The sequence below is a fragment of the Paenibacillus sp. FSL K6-1217 genome (assembly GCF_045040735.1).
Lineage (GTDB): Bacteria > Bacillota > Bacilli > Paenibacillales > Paenibacillaceae > Paenibacillus_AQ.
This window is the reverse complement of sequence record NZ_CP150271.1, coordinates 2,991,096-3,013,788: the sequence shown is the minus strand read 5'-3', so window position 1 is coordinate 3,013,788 and position 22,693 is coordinate 2,991,096. Positions and strand designations below refer to the sequence as shown.

Sequence of the window (22,693 nt, the reverse complement as noted above, 5' to 3'; positions counted from 1 at the left end):
AAAAGAGTTACCATCACTAATCGATGATGAATAGCCGGAAATATGTGATCTATACTAGGGCTGTACCCGTCTGCTGTCCTTGAAGGGACAAGTTGCGAAGCTCAAGGCTGCAAGGGTTCCTGAGATAGATCACACAATACATGAAATAGATCATCTACGGTGATTTCCAGCGAGTGTAAGGTGAAATCAGGCGGTACAATGCATAGGCAACAATGAAGCATCGGAGGGGGAACAGCATGTATAAAATTCTCGTTGTGGATGATGAGCCGAGGGTGAGCGCGGGGATACGGAATTTCCTGCTGACTTCGGAGATGGATATCACAGAGGTGGAGACGGCCGTTAACGGATTTGAAGCGATTGATTATTTGCGGATGGACCACTTCGATCTGGTGCTGACCGACATCCAGATGGGCCGGATGAGCGGCATCGAATTAATGGAGAATATCTATATGGAGCAGTGGAACGTTCCGGTGATTGTGATCTCGGCCCATGAGAAATTTGATTTTGCCAAAAAATCGCTACGGCTCGGGGCCAAGGATTATCTGGTCAAGCCGGTAGAGCGGACAGAGCTGCTCCGTGTGGTCCGCAAAGCGTTAACCCGGAAGGAGCTGCCGGACACCAGCCCGCAGCCGGAGCATAATTCTGTCCACGGGCAATTGCGGCGCGAAGAATGGCTGATGGAGCTGGTGACTGAGCGGAATCTGACGCAGCAGGATCTGGAGGAGATCACCGGTGAACTGGGGGGCCTGCTGCACGGGCCCTATTACGGGGTGATCTCGATCCGTATCGATTACAGCCGGGCCGGCTTCAGCAGCCAGCAGGTGACGCTCCAGGACCGCAAATTATTGAAATATGCTGCGCTCAATATAATGAACGAAACGCTGGCGGAGTGGGATGGCGTTACCTTTAACGGCTTCGGCCATTCGATGATCAGCCTCATCCAGTTATCCGCTGAAGACAGGGAGGATCCCCGGGTCAGCGTACACTCCCAGATCCAGATGATCGGGCAGATGATTGCGATGAACCTGAAGCGGCATTTGAATACGGAGGCGCTTATCGGTCTTAGTACCCTGGGCGAAGGAATCACCGCACTGCCCGGGCTGCTGGAGGAGGCAGATACGGCTGCGGGCTGGAATAGCGTTCATCCCGGGCATAAGGTGTTCTATTATGGCGATTTCGCCATGCAGGAGCATCTGAACCGGGGGCAGCAGCCCGATCCGGCGCTGCCGACGCAGGAGTCTGAGGCAGGAACGCCGGGCGTCATCTCCAGGATTACCGGCTATATTCAGAGCAATTACCGTAACCCGGCGCTCAAAATCCAGGATATTTCCGAGGAGGTCCACTTTAGCGCGGCCCACCTGGGGTATATTTTCAAACGCGAGATGCGCATGAATCTGTGGGATTATGTGACGGCCCTGCGGATGGAGGAGGCCAAGCGGCTGATGACCGCCACGGACAAGAAGCGGTATGAGGTTGCCTACGCGGTCGGGTATGAATCACCGGAGCATTTCAGCCGGATGTTCAAGCGGGTGCTGGGCCTGACACCGGCGGAATTCCGCAAGCAGGCCAGAGGAGGGGAACGGGCTGAAGCAGAAGCTTAACCAGAGGCTGAGACTCAGACTGAAGCATAAGGTGATTCTGGCGTTCCTGCTGTGCATCGTGCTTCCTTTTATCGTGGTGGGCTGGGTCTCTGCTTATGTGGCGCTGAACACCATCAAGGAGGAGGTCGGCCGGACGACCCTGCAGCTGGTCAAGCAGAATCATGTCACGATGGATAAGACCCTGTCCGCCATCAATGACCGGACGATTACCCTGCTGGACAGCCAATTCTTCAGCAACCCGGAAGGTTACAGCTTCTGGACCGGAATTGATACGCTGAATGAGATCCGGCAGGCCGACAATATTCTGGATAGCTGGTCCACCGGAGGCACGGAATATGCCATATATATGAAGAATATTGAGCGCAGGGCAACGCCGTTCGACCTGTCCCACAAGACCAAAGGCTTCAAATACCTGGACGGGGCCAGCGGCGGATTGCCTGAGCTTAACGTCAGCCGGATGGATGTCAGCGGTGCAGGGACGCTGCGCGTCGCTCCGTCCGGGAGCGGCGAGACCACGATCTCCTTCATGCGCAGCATCCTGAATCCCCGCAATTATGATGAGGCGATCGGCCTGCTGGTGGTCAACAAGGTAGAGGTGATGCTGACCCGGGACATGGTCTCGGTGGAGCTGCCCGCTGCGGCCGGAGCATTCCTGTTCAATACCAGCGGGGAGCTGCTGATGTCCACCGGCTCAGGCGGCATTATGCCAGCCGAGACCGGCAGGTATATCGAAGCAGATGCCTCTTACGGCTATACCTTCGCACAAGAAGGCGGGGAGGAGTGGCTCTATGCGTATTCGGACAGCTCCAGATTCCACACCCGGTTATTGTACAAAATCCCGTTAGCGTCCATTGCGGGCAAGCAGATCTGGTTTCAAAGGCTGCTTGTCGTGGTCTCGTTTATTTTTTTGGCATTTGTGCTCACGTTTGTCCTCTATCTGGTGAGACTTGTGGTCAAGCCGGTGGTGAAGCTGGTCTCGGTGATGAAAATCTATGAGCCGGGCAAAACGCTGCCATGGTCCGAAGAGCCGCTCCGGCACGATGAATTCGGCATTCTGCAGGGCTCCTTCGTCAGAATGACCCGCAGGCTGGACCATTCTATTGAAGAGAATTACGGAATGCAGCTCAAGCAGAAGGAATATGAGCTGCTGATGCTCCAGTCCCAGATTACCCCGCATTATCTGTACAACACCCTGGACTCGATCTATTGGTATGCGCTGGACAGCGGAAATACCGAGGTAGGCGAAATGGTCCGCGACTTGTCGATGCTGCTGCGGATCGGCCTTAGCCGGGGCCGGAAGATGATTACAGCCGGAGAAGAGCTGGAGCATGCCCAGGCGTATACCCGGCTGCAGACCAAGCGTTATCCGGGTACCTTCGAGGTCTGGTGGCAGATAGACGATGCCGTAAGAGATTACGAGACGCCCAAGGTGATCATTCAGCCGCTGATCGAGAATGCCATTATTCATGGCGTGCGCGGCATGGACGGGGAAGGCGAGATCCGGGTCTCAGCGGTGCAGGCAGACGGCACGCTGCGCTTCATCGTAGAGGACAACGGGCATCTGCCGGTAGATCTGGAGGAGCTTGCGGCCATCCTGGAAGATGAGCAGAGCACCAAAGGATACGGAATCAGGAATGTGCATCAGCGTATCCGGCTCCATTACGGGGAGGACTACGGGTTAACCTATGAGCGAACCGGGGCGGGGTGGACACGGGCGGTGATTACTTTGCCTTTGCGCCGGGCGGGAGCAGAATCCGCCGGAACGGACGTATAAAAGATCACGTTTTTACGGGAATGCATCATCGAAGCCGGGGCCGGATGGTTCTATAATGAGTCCATGAAAGGAGTAATGGACACATGACTAGAGCCTCTGGATTCTCAAGATTCATCCATGCCCTGTGGAAGTACAAGGCACTGACACTGATGCTGCTGCCTGCGGTGCTTGTCCTGCTGGCACACAGCTATCTGCCGATGTTCGGCATATTTATCGCTTTCAAGAATGTGAATTATATGGACGGGATCTGGGGCAGTCCCTGGGTGGGACTGGATAATTTCAGCTTCCTGTTCTCTTCGGGGGACATGTGGCGGATTGTGCGCAATACGCTGCTGTACAGCCTGACTTTTATGATTATGAACCTGGTGCTGTCGGTTTCGATTGCGGTAGCCATCAATGAGATCCGGCGGCGGCTGCTGGCGAAGGTGTATCAGAGCTTCATCATCCTGCCGCATTTCCTGTCGATGGTCGTGGTGAGTTATCTCGTATACGCTTTCCTGCAGCCGGATCACGGCTTCATTAATGCCACAGTGCTTAAGGCCTTCGGGCAAGACCCGGTCTTCTGGTACTCGGAGAAGGAATATTGGCCTTACATCCTGGTATTTGTTAACGCGTGGAAGCATGCAGGCTTCGGCGCAGTGATCTATATCGCGGCGATTGCCGGAATAGATCCGGAATACTACGAGGCGGCGCTGATTGACGGGGCTTCCAAGTGGAAGCAGATTACGCATATCACGCTCCCTTTTATCCGGCCGGTCATCATTATTATGACGATTCTGTCTATGGGCAGCATCTTCAGCTCCGACTTCGGACTGTTCTTCCAGGTGCCTATGAATTCAGGAGCGCTATATCCGGTTACGGATACCGTGGATACGTATGTCTACCGCGCCTTGATGCAGCTCAATGATATCGGGATGTCCTCGGCAACGGCGCTGGTCCAGTCTGTGGTGGGATTCATTATGGTCATTGCCACCAACAGTATGGTCAGACGGATTGACCGGGAACAGGCACTATTCTAATCAAAGGAGAATCATCATGGCGAATGATACCAGCAGCTCTATCGGCGGAAATTCCGCATTGTCGAATGTACTTTTAAATCTGGCCTTTGTGATCCTCTCACTCCTTTGTTTTTTGCCTGTTCTGCTTGTCATTATCGTCTCCTTCACAGACGGGCAGTCCATTCTGACTGAGGGGTACAGCTTCCTTCCGAATAAATGGTCGTTCATTGCCTATGAATCGATCTTCAAGGATTGGATGACGATTGTGTCGGGATATCGCGTGAGCTTCACCATCACGGTGATCGGCACAGCGCTAAGTGTGCTGCTCATGGCGATGTATGCGTATCCCATCTCACGGGCGGATTATCCGTTCCGTAATGTGTTCACCTTCTTCCTGTTCTTCACGATGCTGTTCAATGGCGGGATGGTCAGCAGATACCTGATCTACACGCAAGCTCTGCATATCAAGGATTCTTATATGGCACTGATTCTGCCCATGCTGATTGTGCCGTTCAATGTCATAATTATGCGTACCTTCTTCCAGACGACCATTCATCCGGCAGTGATCGAATCGGCCAGAATTGACGGTGCGGGGGAGCTAAGGATCTTCCTGCGGATCGTATTGCCACTCTCGTTGCCGGTCCTGGCGACCATGGCCTTGTTCAGTACCATCGGCTATTGGAACGACTGGTTCAATGCGCTGCTCTATATCACCAGCGAGGATAAGTATCCGCTGCAATATCTGATGATGCGCGTCCTCAACGATGTGCAGTACCTGCGCAATAATGTGGAGCTGGCCGCCCAGAATCCCAATATGATGAAGAATCTTCCGAATGAATCCCTGCAGATGGCGATGGCGGTGATCGGGATGGGACCGATTCTGGTGGCGTATCCGTTCTTTCAGAAGTATTTTGTCAAAGGCCTGACCGTAGGTGCGGTCAAAGGCTAAAGCGTGGTGGAACCGGCATCAGCACTGGCTGCCTGCCGTTCTATATAAAAGCATGATCATACAGGAGGGTTCATATGACAAAGTTAAAAAGAGCCAGATCGCTGGTTCCTGCAACGGTTCTGGTTCTTGCGCTGGCCCTGCAGGGATGCTCCGGCGGCAATAACGGGGGTTCTGCCACACCGGAAGCTTCCAGCGGCGCAGCCGCCACGAACAGCACCAGCAGTGCGAAGCCTGCCGGCGGTGCGGAGGCACTGAAGCCTTACGAGGTCTCCATTATCTACTTCGGAGCGCCGCAGCGGGATGATGCGCTGGTGGAAGCCAAGCTGAGCGAATATTTCAAAGAGAAATTCAATGCCACCGTTGATCTTCAGCCGATTGCCTCCAGCGAATACAAGCAGAAGACTGAGCTCATGCTGAACGCCGGGGAGCCGATGGATCTGGTCTTTACCGCATCCTGGCTCAACTTCTTCGGCAACGTGGCCAAGGGCGCGTTCCTGGATCTCGATGATCTGCTGGCCAAGTATGGACAGGGGATCTCCGAGAATCTGAATCCGATCTACCTGGAGGCTCCGCGCTACAAAGGCAAATTGTACGGCATTCCGACCAACAAAGAGATTACCCAGGGCAAGGCCTACACGTACCGCAAGGATATCATCGACAAGTACAAAATTCCGGTTGAGGATATCAAGACGATGTCGGACTTCGAACCCTGGTTCAAGCTGCTGAAGGAGAAGGAGCCGGGGCTGATTCTGGACTTCATCAAGGAATCGGGCGAAGGGATGATGTATGAGACCCGCTCGAACTTCCGCGCCATCGGACCGACGCCGAACAAGATTCCTCTGTTCTTATACGACTACACAAATACAGATAACATCCAGATTAAGTCAGTGATTGATCCGGAGATTTCATCCATTGCCAAAGCGGAGTATGAGCTGAACCGCAGCTATTACGAGAAGGGCTACATCAACAGTGATGCGGCGACTACAACGACGGAGATCGGGGACCTGCGCAAGCAGGGCAAGATCTGGATGCAGCAGGCTGTGTGGAAGCCGGGCGCAGATATTGAGCTGAAAATCGCTTCGGACAATAAATATGATTTTGTGTCCAAGGTCATTGAAGAGCCTATCGTAACCACGGACCTTGCCGCCGGTTCCATGTTCTCCATCTCCCGCACCTCCAAGGACCCGGAGCGGGCGATGATGGTCCTGAATGCGCTGCATACCGATCCTTATGCCGTGAACCTGTTCGTTAACGGGATCGAAGGCACCCATTACAAGAAGATCAGCGAGAACCGGATCGAGCCGATTGCCGATTCCGGGTATGGCAGTTCCGCCCTGTTCTGGGTGGTCGGCAACCAACTGATCAATTATTTGAAGCCGGGCCAGCCGGATGATCTGTATACAAGCTGGAAGCAATTCAATGATGAGGCCAAACGTTCGCCGCTGCTGGGCTTCGTCTTCGATGAATCGCCGGTGAAGAACGAGATTACCCAGCTTACCTCGGTCATTGGTGAGTACCGGGCGGCAAGCACCGGGGCGATTCCTGACCCTGCCAAGATGCTGGAGGAGCGCAATGAGAAGTTGAAGAAGGCCGGGATCGAGAAGGTCAAGACCGAGCTTCAGTCCCAGATTGATGCCTGGAAGGCAGCGCAATAGCTGACGGTTATGAGCATGGCAGGAGGCCCTGTTCGTCTAAGGCGTCCTGCCTTTTCACTGTACAAGAGAAAGGGAGACTACAGACCATGGAGACTTGGATCAACGAAGCCTGGGACTACGCCCAGAACAAATTAAGCCGCACACGGAGCCGAATCGGAGCTACCTTCCCCAATGCCACTTACGGCGGACTATATGATGCGCGTGACCCGGATTGCTGGACCAACGGGTTCTGGCCGGGCATTCTGTGGCTGGCTTACCGGGCCACAGGCGATGAGGAATACCGGCACATCGCCGAGAGCTGCGAGGAGCAACTAGACGCCCCTCTTCACGAATATGAACAGCTCCATCACGATAACGGCTTCCTCTGGAGTCTGTCGGCGGTTGCCGATTACAAGCTCACCGGCAACAGGCTGTCCCGGAGAAGAGGGCTGATCGCTGCCAGTCATCTGGCCAGCCGGTTCAATCTTAAGGGGAACTTCATCCGTGCCTGGCTCCATGAAGGCAGTGAAGGTCTGGCGATCATCGACTGCATGATGAATCTTGGACTGCTGTACTGGGCCAGCGGGGAGCTACAGGACCCGAGATACCGTCACCTCGCCGTTGCCCATTCGGAAATGGCGCTCCGGGAATTCATCCGGGAGGACGGCTCGGTGCACCATATCGTCCGGTTCGACCCCGAGACGGGGGAGCGGATCGAGGCGCTGGGCGGACAAGGGTACAGCCCGGATTCGGCCTGGTCGCGCGGATCGGCCTGGGCGATCTACGGATTTGCAATCGGGTACCGGTATACGGGCGACATCCGGTTCTTGAACGCCGCCAGAGCAGCCGCAGATTATTTCGCTGCTGAACTGCCGGAGGATCTCGTCCCGCCCTGGGATTTCCGGGCTCCAGCCGATCAGCTATGGGCCAAAGATTCAACCGCTGCTGCCTGCGCGGCCAGCGGAATGCTGGAGATAGCCCATCTGCTGGAGGGCGAAGAAGCACAGCGGTACCGGAAGCTCGGAAGTGCCATCACGGAATCGCTGTTCCGCCGTTACGCGCCGGAAGACCCGGCGGAAGAAGCGCTCATTACCAAGGGAACCGGCAGCTTCCCGGCTAATGCCGAAGTGGAGGTGCCGATCATCTACGGCGACTATTTCTTCCTGGAAGCCTTGGTGAAGCTTAAGGGAGAGCGTGAAATCTTTTGGTAAGACGAAGGATTTCCGGCATGAAGGGAGGTGCATTTTAGTTGATAAGAAGAGTGGAGTACGTAGATCCTTTTATCGGTGTGGACGGGGAGAATAATTGCCTGTGCGGACCCTATCTGCCGAACAGCATCGTAAGGCTCGGACCGGATACCTTGCCGCCGCAGCTATCCCACGGCTACGACAGCTCGCGGCCGATTATCCGGTTCAGCCATACGCATGTCAGCGGCACCGGAGGCGGCGGGCGTTACGGCAATGTCGGCTTCACCCCCTATACCGGGATGCCGCGGTTTCAGCTGGACCCCTATGAGAAGGGGAATGAACAGGCCGAAGCAGGATATTACAGTGTGAAGCTGCTGCCTGCCGCGATCCAGGCTGAATTGACCAGCACGATGCGGACCGGAGTCCATCGTTATACGTATCCGGCTGATGAACCGGCGGGCCTGCTGATTGATGCCGGAGCGGTGATTCAGGTGGGCGGGGATGAACCCGGCAAGACTACCGGAATCTCGACCGGGGGTTACATTGAAGTTCTGTCCGAATATGAGCTGGCCGGCCGCTCCGATCTGCGCGGGGGCTGGGGGCATGAATTCCCTTATTCCGTCTACTTCTATGTTCGCTTCGACCATCCGGTTCAGAGCTATATGCTGATGGATGCGGGCGGAGTACGCCAAGGGTTTTCTGTGGATGGAGCGAACTGCAGGGCTTCCCTTAGCTTCGGCGACTGTGGAGTTCTGACGGCGAAGACTGGCATTTCCTATGTGAGTGTAGGCAAAGCCAGAGCCAGTGTGGACCGGGAAGCCTCTGCCGAATTCGATGATATCCGGCAGGCGGCCAGTAACATCTGGGAGGATAAACTCAGCAGAGTCACAGTAGAAGGGGGAAGCCGGGAGCATACGCGGCTGTTCTATACCCTGTTAACTCGACTGTTCTGTATGCCGAGTGACCTGGGTGTGGATGATGAGAACTTCGCCTGGGAATCAGGGGTACGGCATTACACCGATCTCTATGCACTGTGGGACAGCGTGCGGAATGCCAACTCGTTGATTACACTGCTTGACCCGCAGCTTGAAGCGGATATTCTTAATTGTCTGCTGGACATCGCAGACCATACCGGCTGGCTGCCGGACGCCTGGATCATGGGGCATAGCGCGATGATTCAAGGCGGAAGCTCCGCAGATATTCTGTTCTGCGAAGCGGCACTGAAGAAGCTGGAGGGCATCGATTATGCGAAGGCCCTGAAGCAGATGCGCAAGAATAATGAGGTTCCGTCGCCGGATACCTGGCTCTATGGCCGTCATCTGAAGGATTACCACTCCTTAGGCTACCTGTCCACGGATGTGAAGAAGAACTGTGTGTCCCGTCATATGGAATATGCCTATCAGGACTGGTGTATCGGCCGGCTGGCTGAGATTCTGGAGCAGGAAGAGACGGCAGAGGACTATTATACAAGCTCGGAGAAGCTGTGGAATCTATGGCGCGAGGATCTGAAGTGTTTTGCGCCACGGCGGCCCGGCGGCGAATGGGTAACGTCATTTGACCCGGAATCCTGCCTGCCGGATTCATGGAATGATCCGTATTTCTACGAAGGTACCAGCCTGCAATGGTCGTTCAGCACCCATCACGATTTTCATGGGCTGGTTGAGCGGCATGGGGGAGCGGAGGGCTTCATCCGGCATTTGGACTATTTTTTTGACGGGGGATTCTATAACTCCAAAGAAACTATGCTGCATATTCCTTATCTCTATATTTATGCGGGCAGACCGGATAAGGCGGCGGATCGGGTCCGCGAATGCCTGGAGAAGTACTTCCGGGCTGAACGTGACGGACTCGGGGATAACGAGGATATGGGCTGCCAGAGCGCCTTCTTCATCTGCTCGGCGATGGGCTTGTACCCATTGATGGGACAAGATCTATATTTCCTCGTTCCTCCGGTATTCAATAAGGTGACGCTTCTGCTGGGTGCACATGAGAACCCGGTTCCTCTGACTATTGAGACGCAAGGTGAAGGCAGAGGGTCCGGCAACCGGTACATCCGCTCTGCGGTCCTGAACGGGCAGACCCTGGACCGGGCCTGGGTACGCCATGAAGAGATTGCCGGAGGCGGGACGCTTGTGCTGGAGCTGGGTTCGGCTGCCGGAGAGTGGGGAAGCCTTATTCCACCTTCTCCGCTCGCGGAGCGGGAACAGTCTGCACAAGTGTAGCAGCTGAACTGCTGGCTTAAGGAGAGAAATCCCATGCTGGACTTCAAAAACAAATGGCTGCAATATCTGGCTGGAGATAAGCTTCGTCCTGAATCACTGAAGCAGGTCCGCGATGCCCGGGCCGGGATGCTATATCATCAGGAGCTGCTGTGGGCGGACATTCCACTTCAGGAGAACGCTGAAGATGTATTTAGGATCACCAGCCGGTTGAGAGAGATGGCTATTGCGCTGAGGTCTCCCCAGTGTTGCTATCACAGCGATGCCACATTACGGGAACAGGTTAGCTATGGATTGCAATGGCTATATGCGCAGAGGTACAACGATACCTGTCAGCCTTACGGCAACTGGTGGTATTGGGAGATTGGCGTGCCGGTTGCGCTGCTGGAGACGCTGCTGCTCATGGGGGAGCTGCTGGATACCGGGCTTGTAGAGCGTCTGCTCCTCCCTGTAGACAAATATGTGGGTGATCCGGCGTTCCATGCGCGGTGGTTCACAGCCAAGGCTCCGCCGTGCACCGGGGCGAATCTGGTGTGGAAATCTACGGCGGCAGCTTTGGCGGCTGTTATCCGGGGAGACGGGCAGAAGCTGTCCGCCGCGCGCAATGCACTGCTTCCGTTGTTCAGCTATGTAAGCGAAGGCGATGGATTCTACGAGGACGGCTCCTTCATCCAGCATGACAGATATGCCTATACTGGCGGATATGGAGTCTCTCTGCTCCAGGATGTGGTCCGCCTGATGGTGTGGCTGCATGCTACCCCGTGGGAATTGCCGGGTGAAGCCCGGGAACTGACAGCCCAGTGGATTGACCGTTCCTTCGTACCGCTGATGTTCAGGGGATCTATGCTGGATATGGCCAGCGGCAGGGAGGTCTCGCGGGAGGATTCGCAGAATCATGAGAGCGGACATGCCGTGATTACTTCCTGCTTACGCTTCTCGCGCATTCTGGATGCGGCAGATCAGGTACGGCTGCTCTCCAGAGTGAAAGGGTGGATGGTTGCCGACAGCTATAAACCGTATATCTCCGAAGCGCCGCCGGATACCGCAGCCCAGGCGAGGACGCTGCTGGAAAATGCTCTTGTGCCGCCAGCCCGGGAAGAGACATGCTGCAAGCTGTTTGCCCGTATGGACCGGGCGGTGCTGCAAGGTCCGGGTTTTGCCTACTCGATCAGTATGTTCTCCAGCCGGATCTATAGCTATGAATCTATCAACAGAGAGAATCTGAAGGGCTGGTATACTTCGTATGGCATGGGTCTTCTGTACAATAGCGACCTGGGGCAATATGCGGATGCTTACTGGCCGACCGTTGATCCATACCGCCTGCCTGGAACAACAGTAACGAACGCGCGGCAAGAAGACGGAGCGGGCCAAGGACGCTTAAGCAGCCGGAGTTTTGTTGGCGGGGCGGTGCTGCATGATAAGCACGGGGCTATTGCTATGGAGCTGGAGGATGCGGTTAACGAAAATAGGGTTAACCAAGCCGCTGGACTGACCGCGCGGAAAAGCTGGTTTTTGTCCGGTAACCGCATCGTGGCCTTAGGTTCAGGTATTCAGAGCCGGAATTCCGCTACAGTGGAAACAATCATAGACAACCGCAAATTAAACCCGGCAGGAGACCATGGGATTATAGCAGACGGAATAGCGATTTGCCGGACTCCGGGACTCGCAGATACGATTCAGCCTAAATGGATTCACATGACGGGGAGTACCGAGGATGCGGATGTGGGGATTGTTTTACCTGTACGCTGCTGTGTCCATGCCCTGCGCGAGGCCCGGCCAGGGAGCTGGCAGGCAATCAACGCGGCTGGTTCCTCTGCGGAAATAGAGAGATTCTATCAGACACTCTGGTTCGATCATGGAGCAGCGCCGGAGGGGGATACCTATGCCTATGTGCTGCTGCCGGGCAGGAGTCAAGCAGAAACGGCGGGGTTCGCTGAGCATTCAGGTCTGAGCATTCTGGAATTGAATGACCGGGTGCACGCAGTGGAAGATACGGAAACCGGGCTGTTAGCTGTGCATTTCTGGCAACCGGGCTGGTACAGAAGCGGAAGGATTGCTTGCAGCAGTCAGGCCTCTATTGTTCTGCACAAGAATCCGGCAGGCTGGAGTCTGGCTATAGCGGATCCGACACAGGTCCAGCGCTGTCCTATTGAGATTGAGATCAGCATCGGCAACAGTACATCAGATGGAACAGAAGTAAAAGCAGAAGCAGAAGCTGGTGGGCATCCCCCTGTTCCCCGTGTGATCAGCAAGTCAGAACGGATATCTGTCCAGCCTTGTGAAGCCGGGAAGGTGAGACTGCGGTTCGACCCTGACGGTGCTGGGGGAGCCTCGTTCCATGTGGAGTTCGGGAGCTGATCGTTCCGGTGTGGGCGTTCTCTCTCTCTTTGAAGTGAATGACCCTGCCGGATATGGTAGAATAATCCCATTGATCTTAGAGGGGGAGAACCATGCCGATTCAGATTACGGGTGATTTCACAGATGAGCGGTTCAGGCAGTACGTACAGGAGAGCTTCTGCGGTGGCCGTGAGCAGATTTTCAAGGGTGATGTTGACACAGTGACCACACTGGAGCTTGCAGGCCGCAAGTTCTCAAGTCTTCAAGGGATAGAGCACTTCACCGCGCTTGAGAAGCTGGATTGCAGCAGGAACAGTCTCCGTACGCTAGACCTCAGCCGGAACACCATGCTGGAGAAGCTGGAATCTCATGAGAATATGTTGTCCCGATTGGAGTTAAGCGGTAATCCCCGGCTCAAGGTACTGAGTTGCAGTTATAACTCTCTGCATCAATTGAATCTTAAGGGCAATACGGCACTGGAGCGGCTGGATTGCGGCAGCAACTATATCATTGAGCTGGATATATCAAGCTGTACAGAGCTTGTGGAGATCCGCTGCAATCATAATCACTTAACGGGTCTGGACACCAGTGGCAATCCGTCTCTTACGAGTCTGCGATGCTTCAATAATCATATTACGAGTCTGGACCTCAGTCACAATATGAAGTTGACCGAACTCTATTGCTCTGAGAACAAACTTACGGCACTTGATACGAGCCTTCATTCGCAGCTTGTACAACTGGATTATGCCAATAACCTCATCACGCAGCCTGATCATAGGGTAGAGGAAGTAGGGACTTTTCAATATGACAATACCTTCACCTGTTATAAGGCGGAGCTACACATCAAGGGGAGCGTGCTTGCCGTTATAGCGGATGTACCCACTAAGGCGGCAATAAGCGGCTTGACTCCCCGGATTCAAAAGGTATGGGCCGAGCTGGAGCTGCTGCTTGACCGGGTATTGCAACTAATTGCAGACGCTCATCCTGATGAAGATGTGAATGAGCTGGTGCTGGCCGACTTGACGTTCGCCGAAGACCACTCCTTCCGTATTGGCTACGATGCCGGGGATACCCCGGCTGGTCAGCTCTGCATCTATGCGGCGTTTGACCATGAGGGTAAGCTGAACCCCGAGCTTAGTTATGAAATGTACTAGAAGCTGGTAAGCTGTAGGGTAAGCCGGAAGCTGCATGCCGCAAGGGTTTGCGGCTTTTTTGGAAGATTCAGAGGGAGGGATAAGTCTCTCTGAATCTCCCGGAAGCGGGCTCAATGAGGAAATGAGAGGGAGATATCCCTCTGATTGGGCTGGAAAGTGGGCGGCAGGCGTGAAAGAGGAGCAGTAGTGCACCTGAATCCGCAGAAAGTGGACGGCAGGCGTACATGAGGCGCATCTATCCTGCAACGCTCGAAATATCATACCTTTTCTCGAATATGCGTAGTTTATTTTACTACCGGACCCTATCTATACTATTAAATGAAAGCGCTTCACATTAAACGGATTTATGCGTGATGGAAAGCCAGACGATGTGCACGTGAAAATGCTGAATGCGATGAGAAGGAGGATGATGGATGAGAAGGCTGCTAATGAGAGGTACGTTAACGGGAAGGCTACTCTTGAAAAGCGGTTTGGTGGCGTTAGTGCTGCTGCTGTCGATCAGCGGGTTAGGGGGAGTAACGGAGCGTGTCCGCGCTGCCGATGAATTCGACGGGATGCGGGAGAACCGGAAGGTGCTGCTTACAGGAGGCCCCAACCTGGATACCGCAGATCCCGATATTGCTGCTGCGCTTACCAAGCTGACGAACGAAGCGAATGGTTATTGGCAGACGATGAATACCTCGCCTGGCCGTACCTATCTGTGGAGCGATAATCCCGGAACCGGGAATTCCATTCATATCCGGGTGACCTATGAACGGCTGAAGACGATGGCGCTCGCCTACGCTACTTCCGGTACCGCTCTCTATGAAGACAGCCTGCTTGGCAATGATATCGTGGCTGCCCTCGATTATATGTATGCTACCAGATACCATGAGGGGGTCACGCCGGTTGCCAGCGGAACGAGCAACTGGTGGGATTGGCAAATCGGTATTCCGATGCAGCTGAATGATACGGCCGTTCTGATGTACGACTCCTTGACTGCGGCTCAAGTTACGAATTATATGACAGCCGTTGAACGCTTCTCGCCCGCTGTTACTTTGACAGGAGCCAACCGCACCTGGAAGGCGATGGTGGTAGGGGTGCGGGGCATCCTGGTCAAAGACGGGACCAAACTCGCCGCCGCCCGTGACGGACTGTCCTCTGTCTTCAATTATACGCTCAGCGGAGACGGCTTCTACCGGGATGGTTCGTTCATTCAGCATAACAACATCCCCTACACCGGGGGTTACGGTATTGATCTGCTGCTGGCCGTCAGTGATCTGATGGTGACGCTTCACGGCTCTTCCTGGCAGGTGACCGATCCCAAGCAGTCCAATGTGTGGGAATGGGTGTATAACGCGTATCAGCCGCTGATGTATAAGGGTGCCATCATGGACATGGTCCGGGGCAGAGAAATTTCCAGGAACTATAGCCAGGATCACGATGCGGGCCATCGGGTGATGCAGGGCATTCTGCATTTGTCCCGGATTGCGCCGCCCGCGCAAGCGGCGGATTTTAAGCGGATGCTGAAGGGCTGGATGGTATCGGATACCTTCAAGTCTTTTTATGAAGATGCCCCCGTTCCAGTCATTGCTCTGGCCAAAAGCATCCACAGTGACCCGGCGGTTCAGCCTGCGCCTGAGCTTATCGGATACAGGCAGTTCGTGGGGATGGACCGGGCTGTCCAGCACCGGCCGGGCTACAGCTTCGGACTGGCGATGTATTCCAGCCGGATCGGCAGCTATGAAGCGATTAACAGCGAGAACGCCAAAGCCTGGTACACCTCAGCCGGTATGACCAGCTTATATAACAGTGACCTTGGACATTACAGCAATGACTACTGGCCGACTGTAGATAGTTACCGCCTGCCGGGAACAACAGTGCTATCACAGACCTCATCAAGCAGCCACACCAGCACCAAGCAGTGGACTGGAGGCACCGATATCCAGAATCTCTACGGAGTATCCGGCATGGAGTTGAAGTATGCGGACCATACGCTTGGCGCGAGGAAATCATGGTTCATGTTCGATGATGAGATCGCGGCTCTTGGTGCAGGCATCAGCAGCTCGGACAATATCGCCGTGGAGACGATTGTGGAGAACCGCAAGCTGAACACGGCAGGCAGCAATACACTTACTGTGAATGGTACCGTGGAGTCCTCCGCCTTGGGCGGATCAGGGACTATCGGCCAGGTAGAATGGGCTCATCTGTCGGGCAGCGCGGCGGGTGCGGATACCGGGTATTATTTTCCGCAGACGGTCTCGCTTGCCATGAAAAGAGAAGCCAGAACCGGCAACTGGAAGCAGATCAATCCCCGTCCGGTGACACCTTCCACGCCAGTAACCCGCAATTATATGACCTTGTGGCTGGATCACGGAGTTAACCCGGTGAGTGGAGAATATCAGTATGTGCTGCTCCCGGGCAAGTCTGCTGCCCAAGTGGCTGCTTATGCTGCTGCTCCCGGTATTGAAGTGCTGGCGAATACCTCCAGTGTGCAGGCGGTGGAAGAGAAGCAGCTGGGCATCATGGGCGCGAACTTCTGGGGGGATGGAACAAGCTCTGCCGGTCTGATTACCGTCAACAAGAGAGCGGCAGTCATGACCAGAGAAACAGAGGATACCCTGGAGCTGTCTGTCAGCGATCCGACACAAGCGGCTACCGGCATGATCGAAGTGGAGCTGAACCGTCCGGCAAGCGGGTATACCGCAGATTCGGGGATCACGGTAACTCAGCTAAGTCCAACGATCCGGTTATCGGTGAATGTCAGCGCAGCCAAGGGCAAGACGTTCAAGGCCTCCTTCGACCTGGACAGCGGGACGCCGCCGACTCTCCCTGGAGAAGAGGTTATCGTGGACAATAACGACAGCACCGGGGTGCTGAAGACCGGAGGCTGGAAGACCGCGGCGGTGCAGACAGACCGGTACGGAATCAATTATCTGCATGATGACAACAGCGGCAAAGGCAGCAAAAGTGTAACGTTTACCCCCGACTTGCCCGTCACCGCCACCTATAGCGTCTATATGATGTGGCCGCAGCATATCAACCGCTCCACTGCAATTCCGCTGGAAGTCGTTCATTCCGGGGGGATGGCAACGCTGAATATAGATCAGACGGCGAACGGCGGGGTATGGAATCTAATCGGCACCTATTCCTTCACGGCAGGCACCTCCGGGAGTGTAACCATCCGTAATAATGGAACGAGCGGGTATGTCGCCGCCGATGCGGTGAGGTGGGTGCGGAATCCTTAATAGGACAAATAACAAGAGGCCCATACCGTTGTGTATGGGCCTCCTGCTGCATTCCATTGCAAGTCCGTATCCGGCTTACAGTTCAACCCGCCAATTCCCCAGCCGCTTGGCGATTTCCGGGTCCTGGTGGGAAAAGAACAGGCTCTCGCCCGTATCCAGCGCGGCAATCTGAGTCATATCCTCTGCACTTAGCGCAAAATCAAAAATATCAAAGTTCTCGGCAATCCGCTCCTTGCGCACGGACTTCGGAATGGTCACGACCTCGCGCTGAACCAGCCAGCGCAGCACGACTTGCGCAACCGTTTTGTTGTGCGCCGCGGCAATCGTGGACAACACTTCGTTACTGAACATATTATTGCGCCCTTCGGCGAACGGTCCCCAGGACTCAATCTGCACGCCCTGTTCCTTCATAAAAGCAGCGTTATCCGTCTGCTGGTGGAACGGATGCGTCTCCACCTGATTGACAGCAGGCACGACCTCGTTATGGACGATCAGGTCCATCAGGCGGTCAGGGAGGAAGTTGCTGACCCCGATCGCTCTGATTAGGCCTTCACGATACAGCTCTTCCATCGCCCGCCACGCCCCGTAATAATCGCCGAACGGCTGGTGGATGAGATACAGGTCCAGGTAGTCGAGCCCCAGCTTCTTCAACGATTTGGCAAAAGCCAGTTTGGTACTCTCATATCCGGCGTCCTGAATCCAGAGCTTGGTGGTGATGAACAGCTCTTCGCGGGGTACACCACTGCGCTTGATGGCGCGGCCCACCGCCTCTTCATTCAGATAACCGGCAGCAGTATCAATCAGGCGATAGCCTGCCATCAGTGCTTCGTACACAACGTTCTCACATTGTTCAGCATCTGGAATCTGATAGACACCGAAGCCGAGGATCGGCATGGTCACTCCATTATTCAAGGTTACAGTCTGCATGGTCTTGTCCTCCTTAGGTCTCTATAGTGTAATGGCAACCGGCTATGCAGCCCCGGATGGTAAGCCCGGGCAGCAGGCGCCGCAGCGGGGATTCCGCTTGCTGCCGATTTGCTATACAATAAGCCTATCGCCTTCGTGTAACACGAAGTCAAGCGGGACTTAGTATTTTTTTCAGGGAGGAATATTATGTATACGGTCAAAGAAGCTGCCGAAATGACAGGCCTCACCGAGCATGCGGTACGCTATTATACGGATAAGGGTCTGGTGCCAAGTCTTCAGCGCGATAAGAACAACATCCGGCTGTTCGACGATGAATCGATCAACTGGCTGTACGGGATCAGATGCCTTAAGCAGACAGGCTTGCCGATCGAACGCATCAAAACCTATGTCGATCTCTGTCTCGAAGGGGATTCGACCATTGTCCAGCGTTTTGCCATGATGATGGAATGCAGGGAAGCGGCGCTCCTTCAGCTGGAAGAGGCCAAGCAGCGTGTGGCCCATCTGGAAGAAAAGGCCCTTCAATATCAGGCGATTCTGGAGCAGCGCATCCCCGATCTGACCAATCCCGGCAACTGGGGAAAGTACCTGGAGGAGGGCATCAAGGTTCCGGCGCGGCGGAAGAGAGTGGTGCGGTCTTCTTAATTTTTAGCGGACACAGACTACTTATCTTCTTGGTGAGAAGCATCTGGGGAATACTCCCATGCTACCTGGGGGATACATATAAGAGGGTGTACACCCTAGCCACCAATCGACTTTTTTCGCCACCATTCGTCAATCCTCTGCCTCTTCACCTTGACACCGTGTATACCCCGTGACATAATAATTCCAGACTAAATGGCTATGATAAGTTGGACATCATAGCACAACAAGAGAGAGCTTTTACTAGATGAGGGGGAAGTTATAATGAAGAAAAAATTTGTGCCAGGCATTCTGATCTTAATGTTGGGGTTAGTCATTGCAGGGTGCGGTAACGGAAATAAGAATGAGTCAGGCTCCGCTGAGACAAACGGCGCTGGAACCGGTACGAAGACCATCATTGCTGCAACGAGCGGGGTAAGCAACCCTTTTAGCTATGAAAAGGACGGCCAGCTGACAGGTTACGATGTGGAAGTAATGAAGGCGATCTTCAAGGACCTTCCCGAATATAAGCTGGAGGTGCAGGCGATTGAATTCGAAGGAATTCTGACCGGCCTGGATAATGGACGCTTCCAGCTCGGGGCGAACAATTTCAGCTCCAACCCCGAGAGACGCGGCAAATACAATTTCTCTCTCCCGATTATTGAGAATGCGAATGTATTCGTAGTCCGCAAGGACGATAATACCCTTAAGGCTGTAGAAGACCTCAAGGGCTATAAAGCCGTAACAGAAGTCGGCAATTCCGGTGCCACGCTGCTGGAGAATCATAATGAAGCGAACCCGGATGCCAAAGCAGAGATTATCTATACCGACGAGAATTTCGTGAAGCAGTTCGAAGGCATTGAAGCTGGTAAGTACGATGTGCGCATCATCTCCCGTGTCTCTGCCGAGAAGGCGATCAAGGAGCATGGTTTCACCAACCTGAAGGTCGTTCCGTTCTCTACTGAGAATAGCGATCCAGGATCGTATATCCTGCTCTCCAAGTCTGCGGACAGCTCCCTGCTGGATACCGTCAACAAGAGAATCAAGGAAATGTATGCAGACGGCACCCTGCTTAAGATTAGCCAAGAGCAGCTTGGCGGCGACTATTTGCCTAAAAAAGAGCTAATGGAGTAACCGGAGGAAGGTGATCGCATGAAATTTCTAGTCTCGGGAGATGCATTATTCTCCAGCAGCAATTTATATAAGACGATGGACCCGGAGCTTTTGGCTCTCTTGCAAGGGGCCGATGAAGCTTTTACCAATGCAGAGTTCGTGACTCCGCGCCTGAATACCGCTCCGGCGGCAGGCCGCGGCTACCAGACCAGTGTGCGCCCCAAGGCGCTGGACGAGTTCGGGAAGCTCAATATCCGTTATGTAAGCTTTGCGAATAATCATACGGGGGACTACGGGACCCAGGGTCTTGTGGATACGATCGAAGAGGCGGAAGCCCGCGGTCTGACCCCGCTTGGAGTGGGCATGAGCCTGCATGAAGCGCGTAAGCCGGTGTTCGTAGATACGCCAGACGGGCGGATTGCCATCATCACCATAGATGTAACGAGAAGCGAAGTGTTCGCTGCCTCGAATCCGGGGAATGGCGTTCCGGCCCGTCCGGGGGTCAATCCGCTGCGCTGGTCGCGCACGTATGTCGTGAATGATCAGGATTTCAGCACCTTGAAAGAGATCAGTGAGCGCATCGGCATCGCCTCCAGCATGGAGGAAGGCAAGAGGATTGAGACCTTTAAGAGCAGATCGGAGAATTATTATGAATTCGGCTCGTTTTTTGAAGGCTATTTAACCTTCGAGAAGGGTGAACAGTCCCGCGTCAAGACGGCAGCGCATGAGCAGGATCAGCAGGAAATCTACCGCAGCATTCAGGATGCGGCGGAGCGCAGTGATTATGTTTTTGTCAGCCTGCATACGCATGAAGGGGAGAATGAGAACTGGTACTCCGATTATCCCGCAGAGTTCATCGAGACCTTCGCACGGGGGGCGGTGGATGCCGGGGCGAGCTGTGTCTTCGGACATGGCGCCCACTTCACCAGAGGGGTGGAGCTGTACAAGGGCCAACCTATTTTTTATAACATAGGCAGTCTGTTCATGGAGTTCGAGGCAGGGGAGTCAATTGTATCTCCAGAGATGTTCACCGCCTACGGATATGCCGAGAATGAAGCTCCTTCTACCCTGCACAAGAACAGAACCAAGGACAGCGAAGGGAACTGGCAGGGCTTCTACAGCGACCGCAAGTTCTCGGAGAACTTCCTGGTCATGTTCGATCTGAGTGTGGAGGACAAGCGGTTCAGCTATGAGCTGATTCCGATTGATCTCAGGCTTACCCATGAGACGGTGACGAAGCGCGGGCTTCCGGTATTGGCTTCGGACGAAGCGGCGGCTTCCCTGGTTGAGCGGCTCAATAAGGTAAGCAACGAACGGTATCATACTGAAATTATATATGAGGGCAGACGGTTGACGGTCAGACCGTGTTAGAGCGTCGCCTTGTAAATTGAACGTGGAAGGAAGTCAATCGGTATGGGAGAGATTTTTGATATCAACGCGGTGTTCTCAGCGATTCCTCGCCTGTTAGAGGTCCTTCCTGTGAGTCTGCAGATTACGGTCATCTCGATGATCGTCGGCCTTGTGTTTGCGCTGTTGTTCGCCATTATCCGTATGCGCCGAATTCCCGTGCTAAGCCAGCTGGTCACACTCTTCATCTCGTTCATCCGTGGAACGCCGATCATTGTGCAGCTATACCTGACTTATAACGGAATTCCGTTGTTACTCAAATTCATTAATCAGCAGTATGGGACGGATTATAATATCAATGCCATTCCGGCGATGATCTTCGTGCTGGTCACCTTCGCGTTCAATGAAGCGGCGTACAACTCGGAGACGATCCGCGCTGCGCTGCAGTCGGTGAATAAGGGCCAGATCGAGGCTGCTGAATCCCTGGGGATGACGTATCTTCAGGTGCTCAGAAGAGTCATCGTTCCGCAGGCGCTGGTGGTGGCGATTCCGCCGCTGGGCAATGCATTGATCGGATTGCTCAAGGGAACCTCCCTAGCCTTCGTAGCGGGTGTAATCGAAATGACGGCTAAGGGGAAAATTATCTCCGGCAGCAACTTCCGGTTCTTCGAGGTGTATCTCGCATTGGCGATCATCTATTGGGTCATGACGATTCTGATTGAGCAGATTCTGAGATTCCTGGAGAAAAGATTCTCCATTCCGGACTCCGCTGCCGGGGCCATGAACCGCGGCTGGTTCTCTTGGGGAAGGAGAGAGATCTGATGATTAAGGTAAGCCATTTATCGAAGTCTTTTCACGGCAATCTGATTCTGGACGATCTCTCGGTTGATATTGAAAAAGGGGATGTCGTAGCGATTATCGGTTCATCCGGTGCGGGCAAGTCCACTTTCCTGCGTTCGCTCAATTGCCTGGAGCAGGCGGACCGGGGGATGCTGGATCTCGAAGGCTTCAAGGTCGATTTCAGCACGATCACGAACAAGCAGCGGCTGGAGCTGCGGAAGCAGACGGCGATGGTCTTCCAGCAATTCAATCTGTTCCAGCACCGGACGGCGCTGGATAATGTCAAGGAAGGCCTGAAGATTGTGAAGCGGATGAATGACCGCGAGGCCGCGCAGATTGCTCAGGAGCAACTGGAGCAGGTAGGTCTCGCTGAGCGTGCTCATTATTATCCGAAGCATCTGTCCGGCGGCCAGCAGCAGCGGGTGGGCATTGCCCGCGCCCTTGCGATGAATCCGAAGCTGCTGCTGCTGGACGAGCCGACATCGGCGCTTGATCCCGAGCTGGTGGGCGAGGTGCTGCAGACGATTAAGAAGACCGCAGCCACCGGCCAGACGATGATTCTCGTCTCACATGAGATGAGCTTTGTATACGAAGTAGCCAATAAGGTGCTGTTCTTGGACAAAGGTAAAATCGTGGAGGAGGGGACGCCGGACGAGGTATTCAATCATCCGAAATCCGAGCGTGCCAAGGAGTTCTTGCAGAACTACTTCCGCAACAAATCGAGTATTTAAGAGCATATAGTAAAACCCCCGGAGAAGGCGCAGGTTT

At 54.4% G+C, this 22,693-nt stretch carries 16 protein-coding genes; 15 read left to right on the top strand and 1 reads right to left on the bottom strand.

Annotation, left to right across the window (positions count from 1 at the left end; translation table 11 throughout):
• Positions 1-236: 236 nt before the first annotated feature.
• The 10 genes from MHH28_RS13320 (at position 237) to MHH28_RS13275 (ending at position 17,080) form a co-directional block, all read left to right on the top strand.
• Entirely contained in the window at positions 237-1,601 is a 1,365-nt protein-coding gene (locus MHH28_RS13320) for a response regulator (protein WP_405115621.1), read from the top strand.
• A gap of 31 nt (positions 1,602-1,632) precedes the next feature.
• Positions 1,633-3,375, top strand: a complete 1,743-nt coding sequence (locus MHH28_RS13315) for a sensor histidine kinase (protein ID WP_405115619.1) — start codon at positions 1,633-1,635, stop codon at positions 3,373-3,375.
• Between the two features lie 83 nt (positions 3,376-3,458).
• Positions 3,459-4,394, top strand: a complete 936-nt coding sequence (locus MHH28_RS13310) for an ABC transporter permease (protein ID WP_405115617.1) — start codon at positions 3,459-3,461, stop codon at positions 4,392-4,394.
• A 16-nt stretch (positions 4,395-4,410) separates the two neighbouring features.
• A complete protein-coding gene (locus MHH28_RS13305) occupies positions 4,411-5,322 on the top strand; it encodes a carbohydrate ABC transporter permease (protein ID WP_405115615.1) in 912 nt (303 codons plus the stop codon).
• 74 nt (positions 5,323-5,396) lie between these two features.
• Positions 5,397-6,977 carry an ABC transporter substrate-binding protein gene (locus MHH28_RS13300; protein WP_405115613.1) on the top strand — a complete coding sequence of 527 codons (1,581 nt, stop codon included), beginning with the start codon at positions 5,397-5,399 and terminating at the stop codon, positions 6,975-6,977.
• Positions 6,978-7,063: 86 nt separating this feature from the next.
• Positions 7,064-8,167: a glycoside hydrolase family 88 protein gene (locus MHH28_RS13295; protein ID WP_405115611.1), complete on the top strand. Its 1,104-nt coding sequence runs from the start codon at positions 7,064-7,066 to the stop codon at positions 8,165-8,167.
• 38 nt (positions 8,168-8,205) lie between these two features.
• Positions 8,206-10,365 carry a GH92 family glycosyl hydrolase gene (locus MHH28_RS13290; protein WP_405115609.1) on the top strand — a complete coding sequence of 720 codons (2,160 nt, stop codon included), beginning with the start codon at positions 8,206-8,208 and terminating at the stop codon, positions 10,363-10,365.
• 33 nt (positions 10,366-10,398) lie between these two features.
• A complete protein-coding gene (locus MHH28_RS13285) occupies positions 10,399-12,720 on the top strand; it encodes a polysaccharide lyase 8 family protein (RefSeq protein WP_405115607.1) in 2,322 nt (773 codons plus the stop codon).
• Between the two features lie 92 nt (positions 12,721-12,812).
• On the top strand, positions 12,813-13,853 hold the full coding sequence (locus tag MHH28_RS13280) for a leucine-rich repeat domain-containing protein (protein ID WP_405115605.1): 1,041 nt from the start codon (positions 12,813-12,815) through the stop codon (positions 13,851-13,853).
• 413 nt (positions 13,854-14,266) lie between these two features.
• Positions 14,267-17,080: a polysaccharide lyase family 8 super-sandwich domain-containing protein gene (locus MHH28_RS13275; protein WP_405115603.1), complete on the top strand. Its 2,814-nt coding sequence runs from the start codon at positions 14,267-14,269 to the stop codon at positions 17,078-17,080.
• A 75-nt stretch (positions 17,081-17,155) separates the two neighbouring features.
• Here the strand turns inward: MHH28_RS13275 and MHH28_RS13270 are convergent, their stop codons facing one another.
• The gene (locus MHH28_RS13270) at positions 17,156-18,007 is read right to left on the bottom strand and encodes an aldo/keto reductase (RefSeq protein ID WP_405115601.1); all 852 of its coding nucleotides are present in this window, start codon (positions 18,005-18,007) and stop codon (positions 17,156-17,158) included.
• Positions 18,008-18,193: 186 nt separating this feature from the next.
• Between MHH28_RS13270 and MHH28_RS13265 the strand changes: the two genes are divergently transcribed.
• From MHH28_RS13265 to MHH28_RS13245, 5 genes are all read left to right on the top strand, one after another.
• On the top strand, positions 18,194-18,649 hold the full coding sequence (locus MHH28_RS13265; protein WP_405115599.1) for a MerR family transcriptional regulator: 456 nt from the start codon (positions 18,194-18,196) through the stop codon (positions 18,647-18,649).
• Positions 18,650-18,910: 261 nt separating this feature from the next.
• A complete protein-coding gene (locus MHH28_RS13260) occupies positions 18,911-19,759 on the top strand; it encodes a transporter substrate-binding domain-containing protein (RefSeq protein WP_405115597.1) in 849 nt (282 codons plus the stop codon).
• Between the two features lie 18 nt (positions 19,760-19,777).
• On the top strand, positions 19,778-21,109 hold the full coding sequence (locus tag MHH28_RS13255; RefSeq protein ID WP_405115596.1) for a CapA family protein: 1,332 nt from the start codon (positions 19,778-19,780) through the stop codon (positions 21,107-21,109).
• 42 nt (positions 21,110-21,151) lie between these two features.
• Positions 21,152-21,907: an amino acid ABC transporter permease gene (locus MHH28_RS13250; protein WP_405115594.1), complete on the top strand. Its 756-nt coding sequence runs from the start codon at positions 21,152-21,154 to the stop codon at positions 21,905-21,907.
• On the top strand, positions 21,907-22,656 hold the full coding sequence (locus MHH28_RS13245; RefSeq protein ID WP_405115592.1) for an amino acid ABC transporter ATP-binding protein: 750 nt from the start codon (positions 21,907-21,909) through the stop codon (positions 22,654-22,656). The genes MHH28_RS13250 and MHH28_RS13245 overlap by 1 nt, the downstream gene beginning before the upstream one ends.
• The last annotated feature ends 37 nt before the right edge of the window (positions 22,657-22,693 follow it).

Coding starts and splice junctions, on each gene's coding strand:
- MHH28_RS13320 (WP_405115621.1), top strand. CDS start 237: ATGTATAAAATTCTCGTTGTGGATGATGAGCCGAGGGTGAGCGCGGGG.
- MHH28_RS13310 (WP_405115617.1), top strand. CDS start 3,459: ATGACTAGAGCCTCTGGATTCTCAAGATTCATCCATGCCCTGTGGAAG.
- MHH28_RS13305 (WP_405115615.1), top strand. CDS start 4,411: ATGGCGAATGATACCAGCAGCTCTATCGGCGGAAATTCCGCATTGTCG.
- MHH28_RS13300 (WP_405115613.1), top strand. CDS start 5,397: ATGACAAAGTTAAAAAGAGCCAGATCGCTGGTTCCTGCAACGGTTCTG.
- MHH28_RS13295 (WP_405115611.1), top strand. CDS start 7,064: ATGGAGACTTGGATCAACGAAGCCTGGGACTACGCCCAGAACAAATTA.
- MHH28_RS13285 (WP_405115607.1), top strand. CDS start 10,399: ATGCTGGACTTCAAAAACAAATGGCTGCAATATCTGGCTGGAGATAAG.
- MHH28_RS13280 (WP_405115605.1), top strand. CDS start 12,813: ATGCCGATTCAGATTACGGGTGATTTCACAGATGAGCGGTTCAGGCAG.
- MHH28_RS13275 (WP_405115603.1), top strand. CDS start 14,267: ATGAGAAGGCTGCTAATGAGAGGTACGTTAACGGGAAGGCTACTCTTG.
- MHH28_RS13270 (WP_405115601.1), bottom strand. CDS start 18,007: ATGCAGACTGTAACCTTGAATAATGGAGTGACCATGCCGATCCTCGGC.
- MHH28_RS13265 (WP_405115599.1), top strand. CDS start 18,194: ATGTATACGGTCAAAGAAGCTGCCGAAATGACAGGCCTCACCGAGCAT.
- MHH28_RS13260 (WP_405115597.1), top strand. CDS start 18,911: ATGAAGAAAAAATTTGTGCCAGGCATTCTGATCTTAATGTTGGGGTTA.
- MHH28_RS13255 (WP_405115596.1), top strand. CDS start 19,778: ATGAAATTTCTAGTCTCGGGAGATGCATTATTCTCCAGCAGCAATTTA.
- MHH28_RS13250 (WP_405115594.1), top strand. CDS start 21,152: ATGGGAGAGATTTTTGATATCAACGCGGTGTTCTCAGCGATTCCTCGC.
- MHH28_RS13245 (WP_405115592.1), top strand. CDS start 21,907: ATGATTAAGGTAAGCCATTTATCGAAGTCTTTTCACGGCAATCTGATT.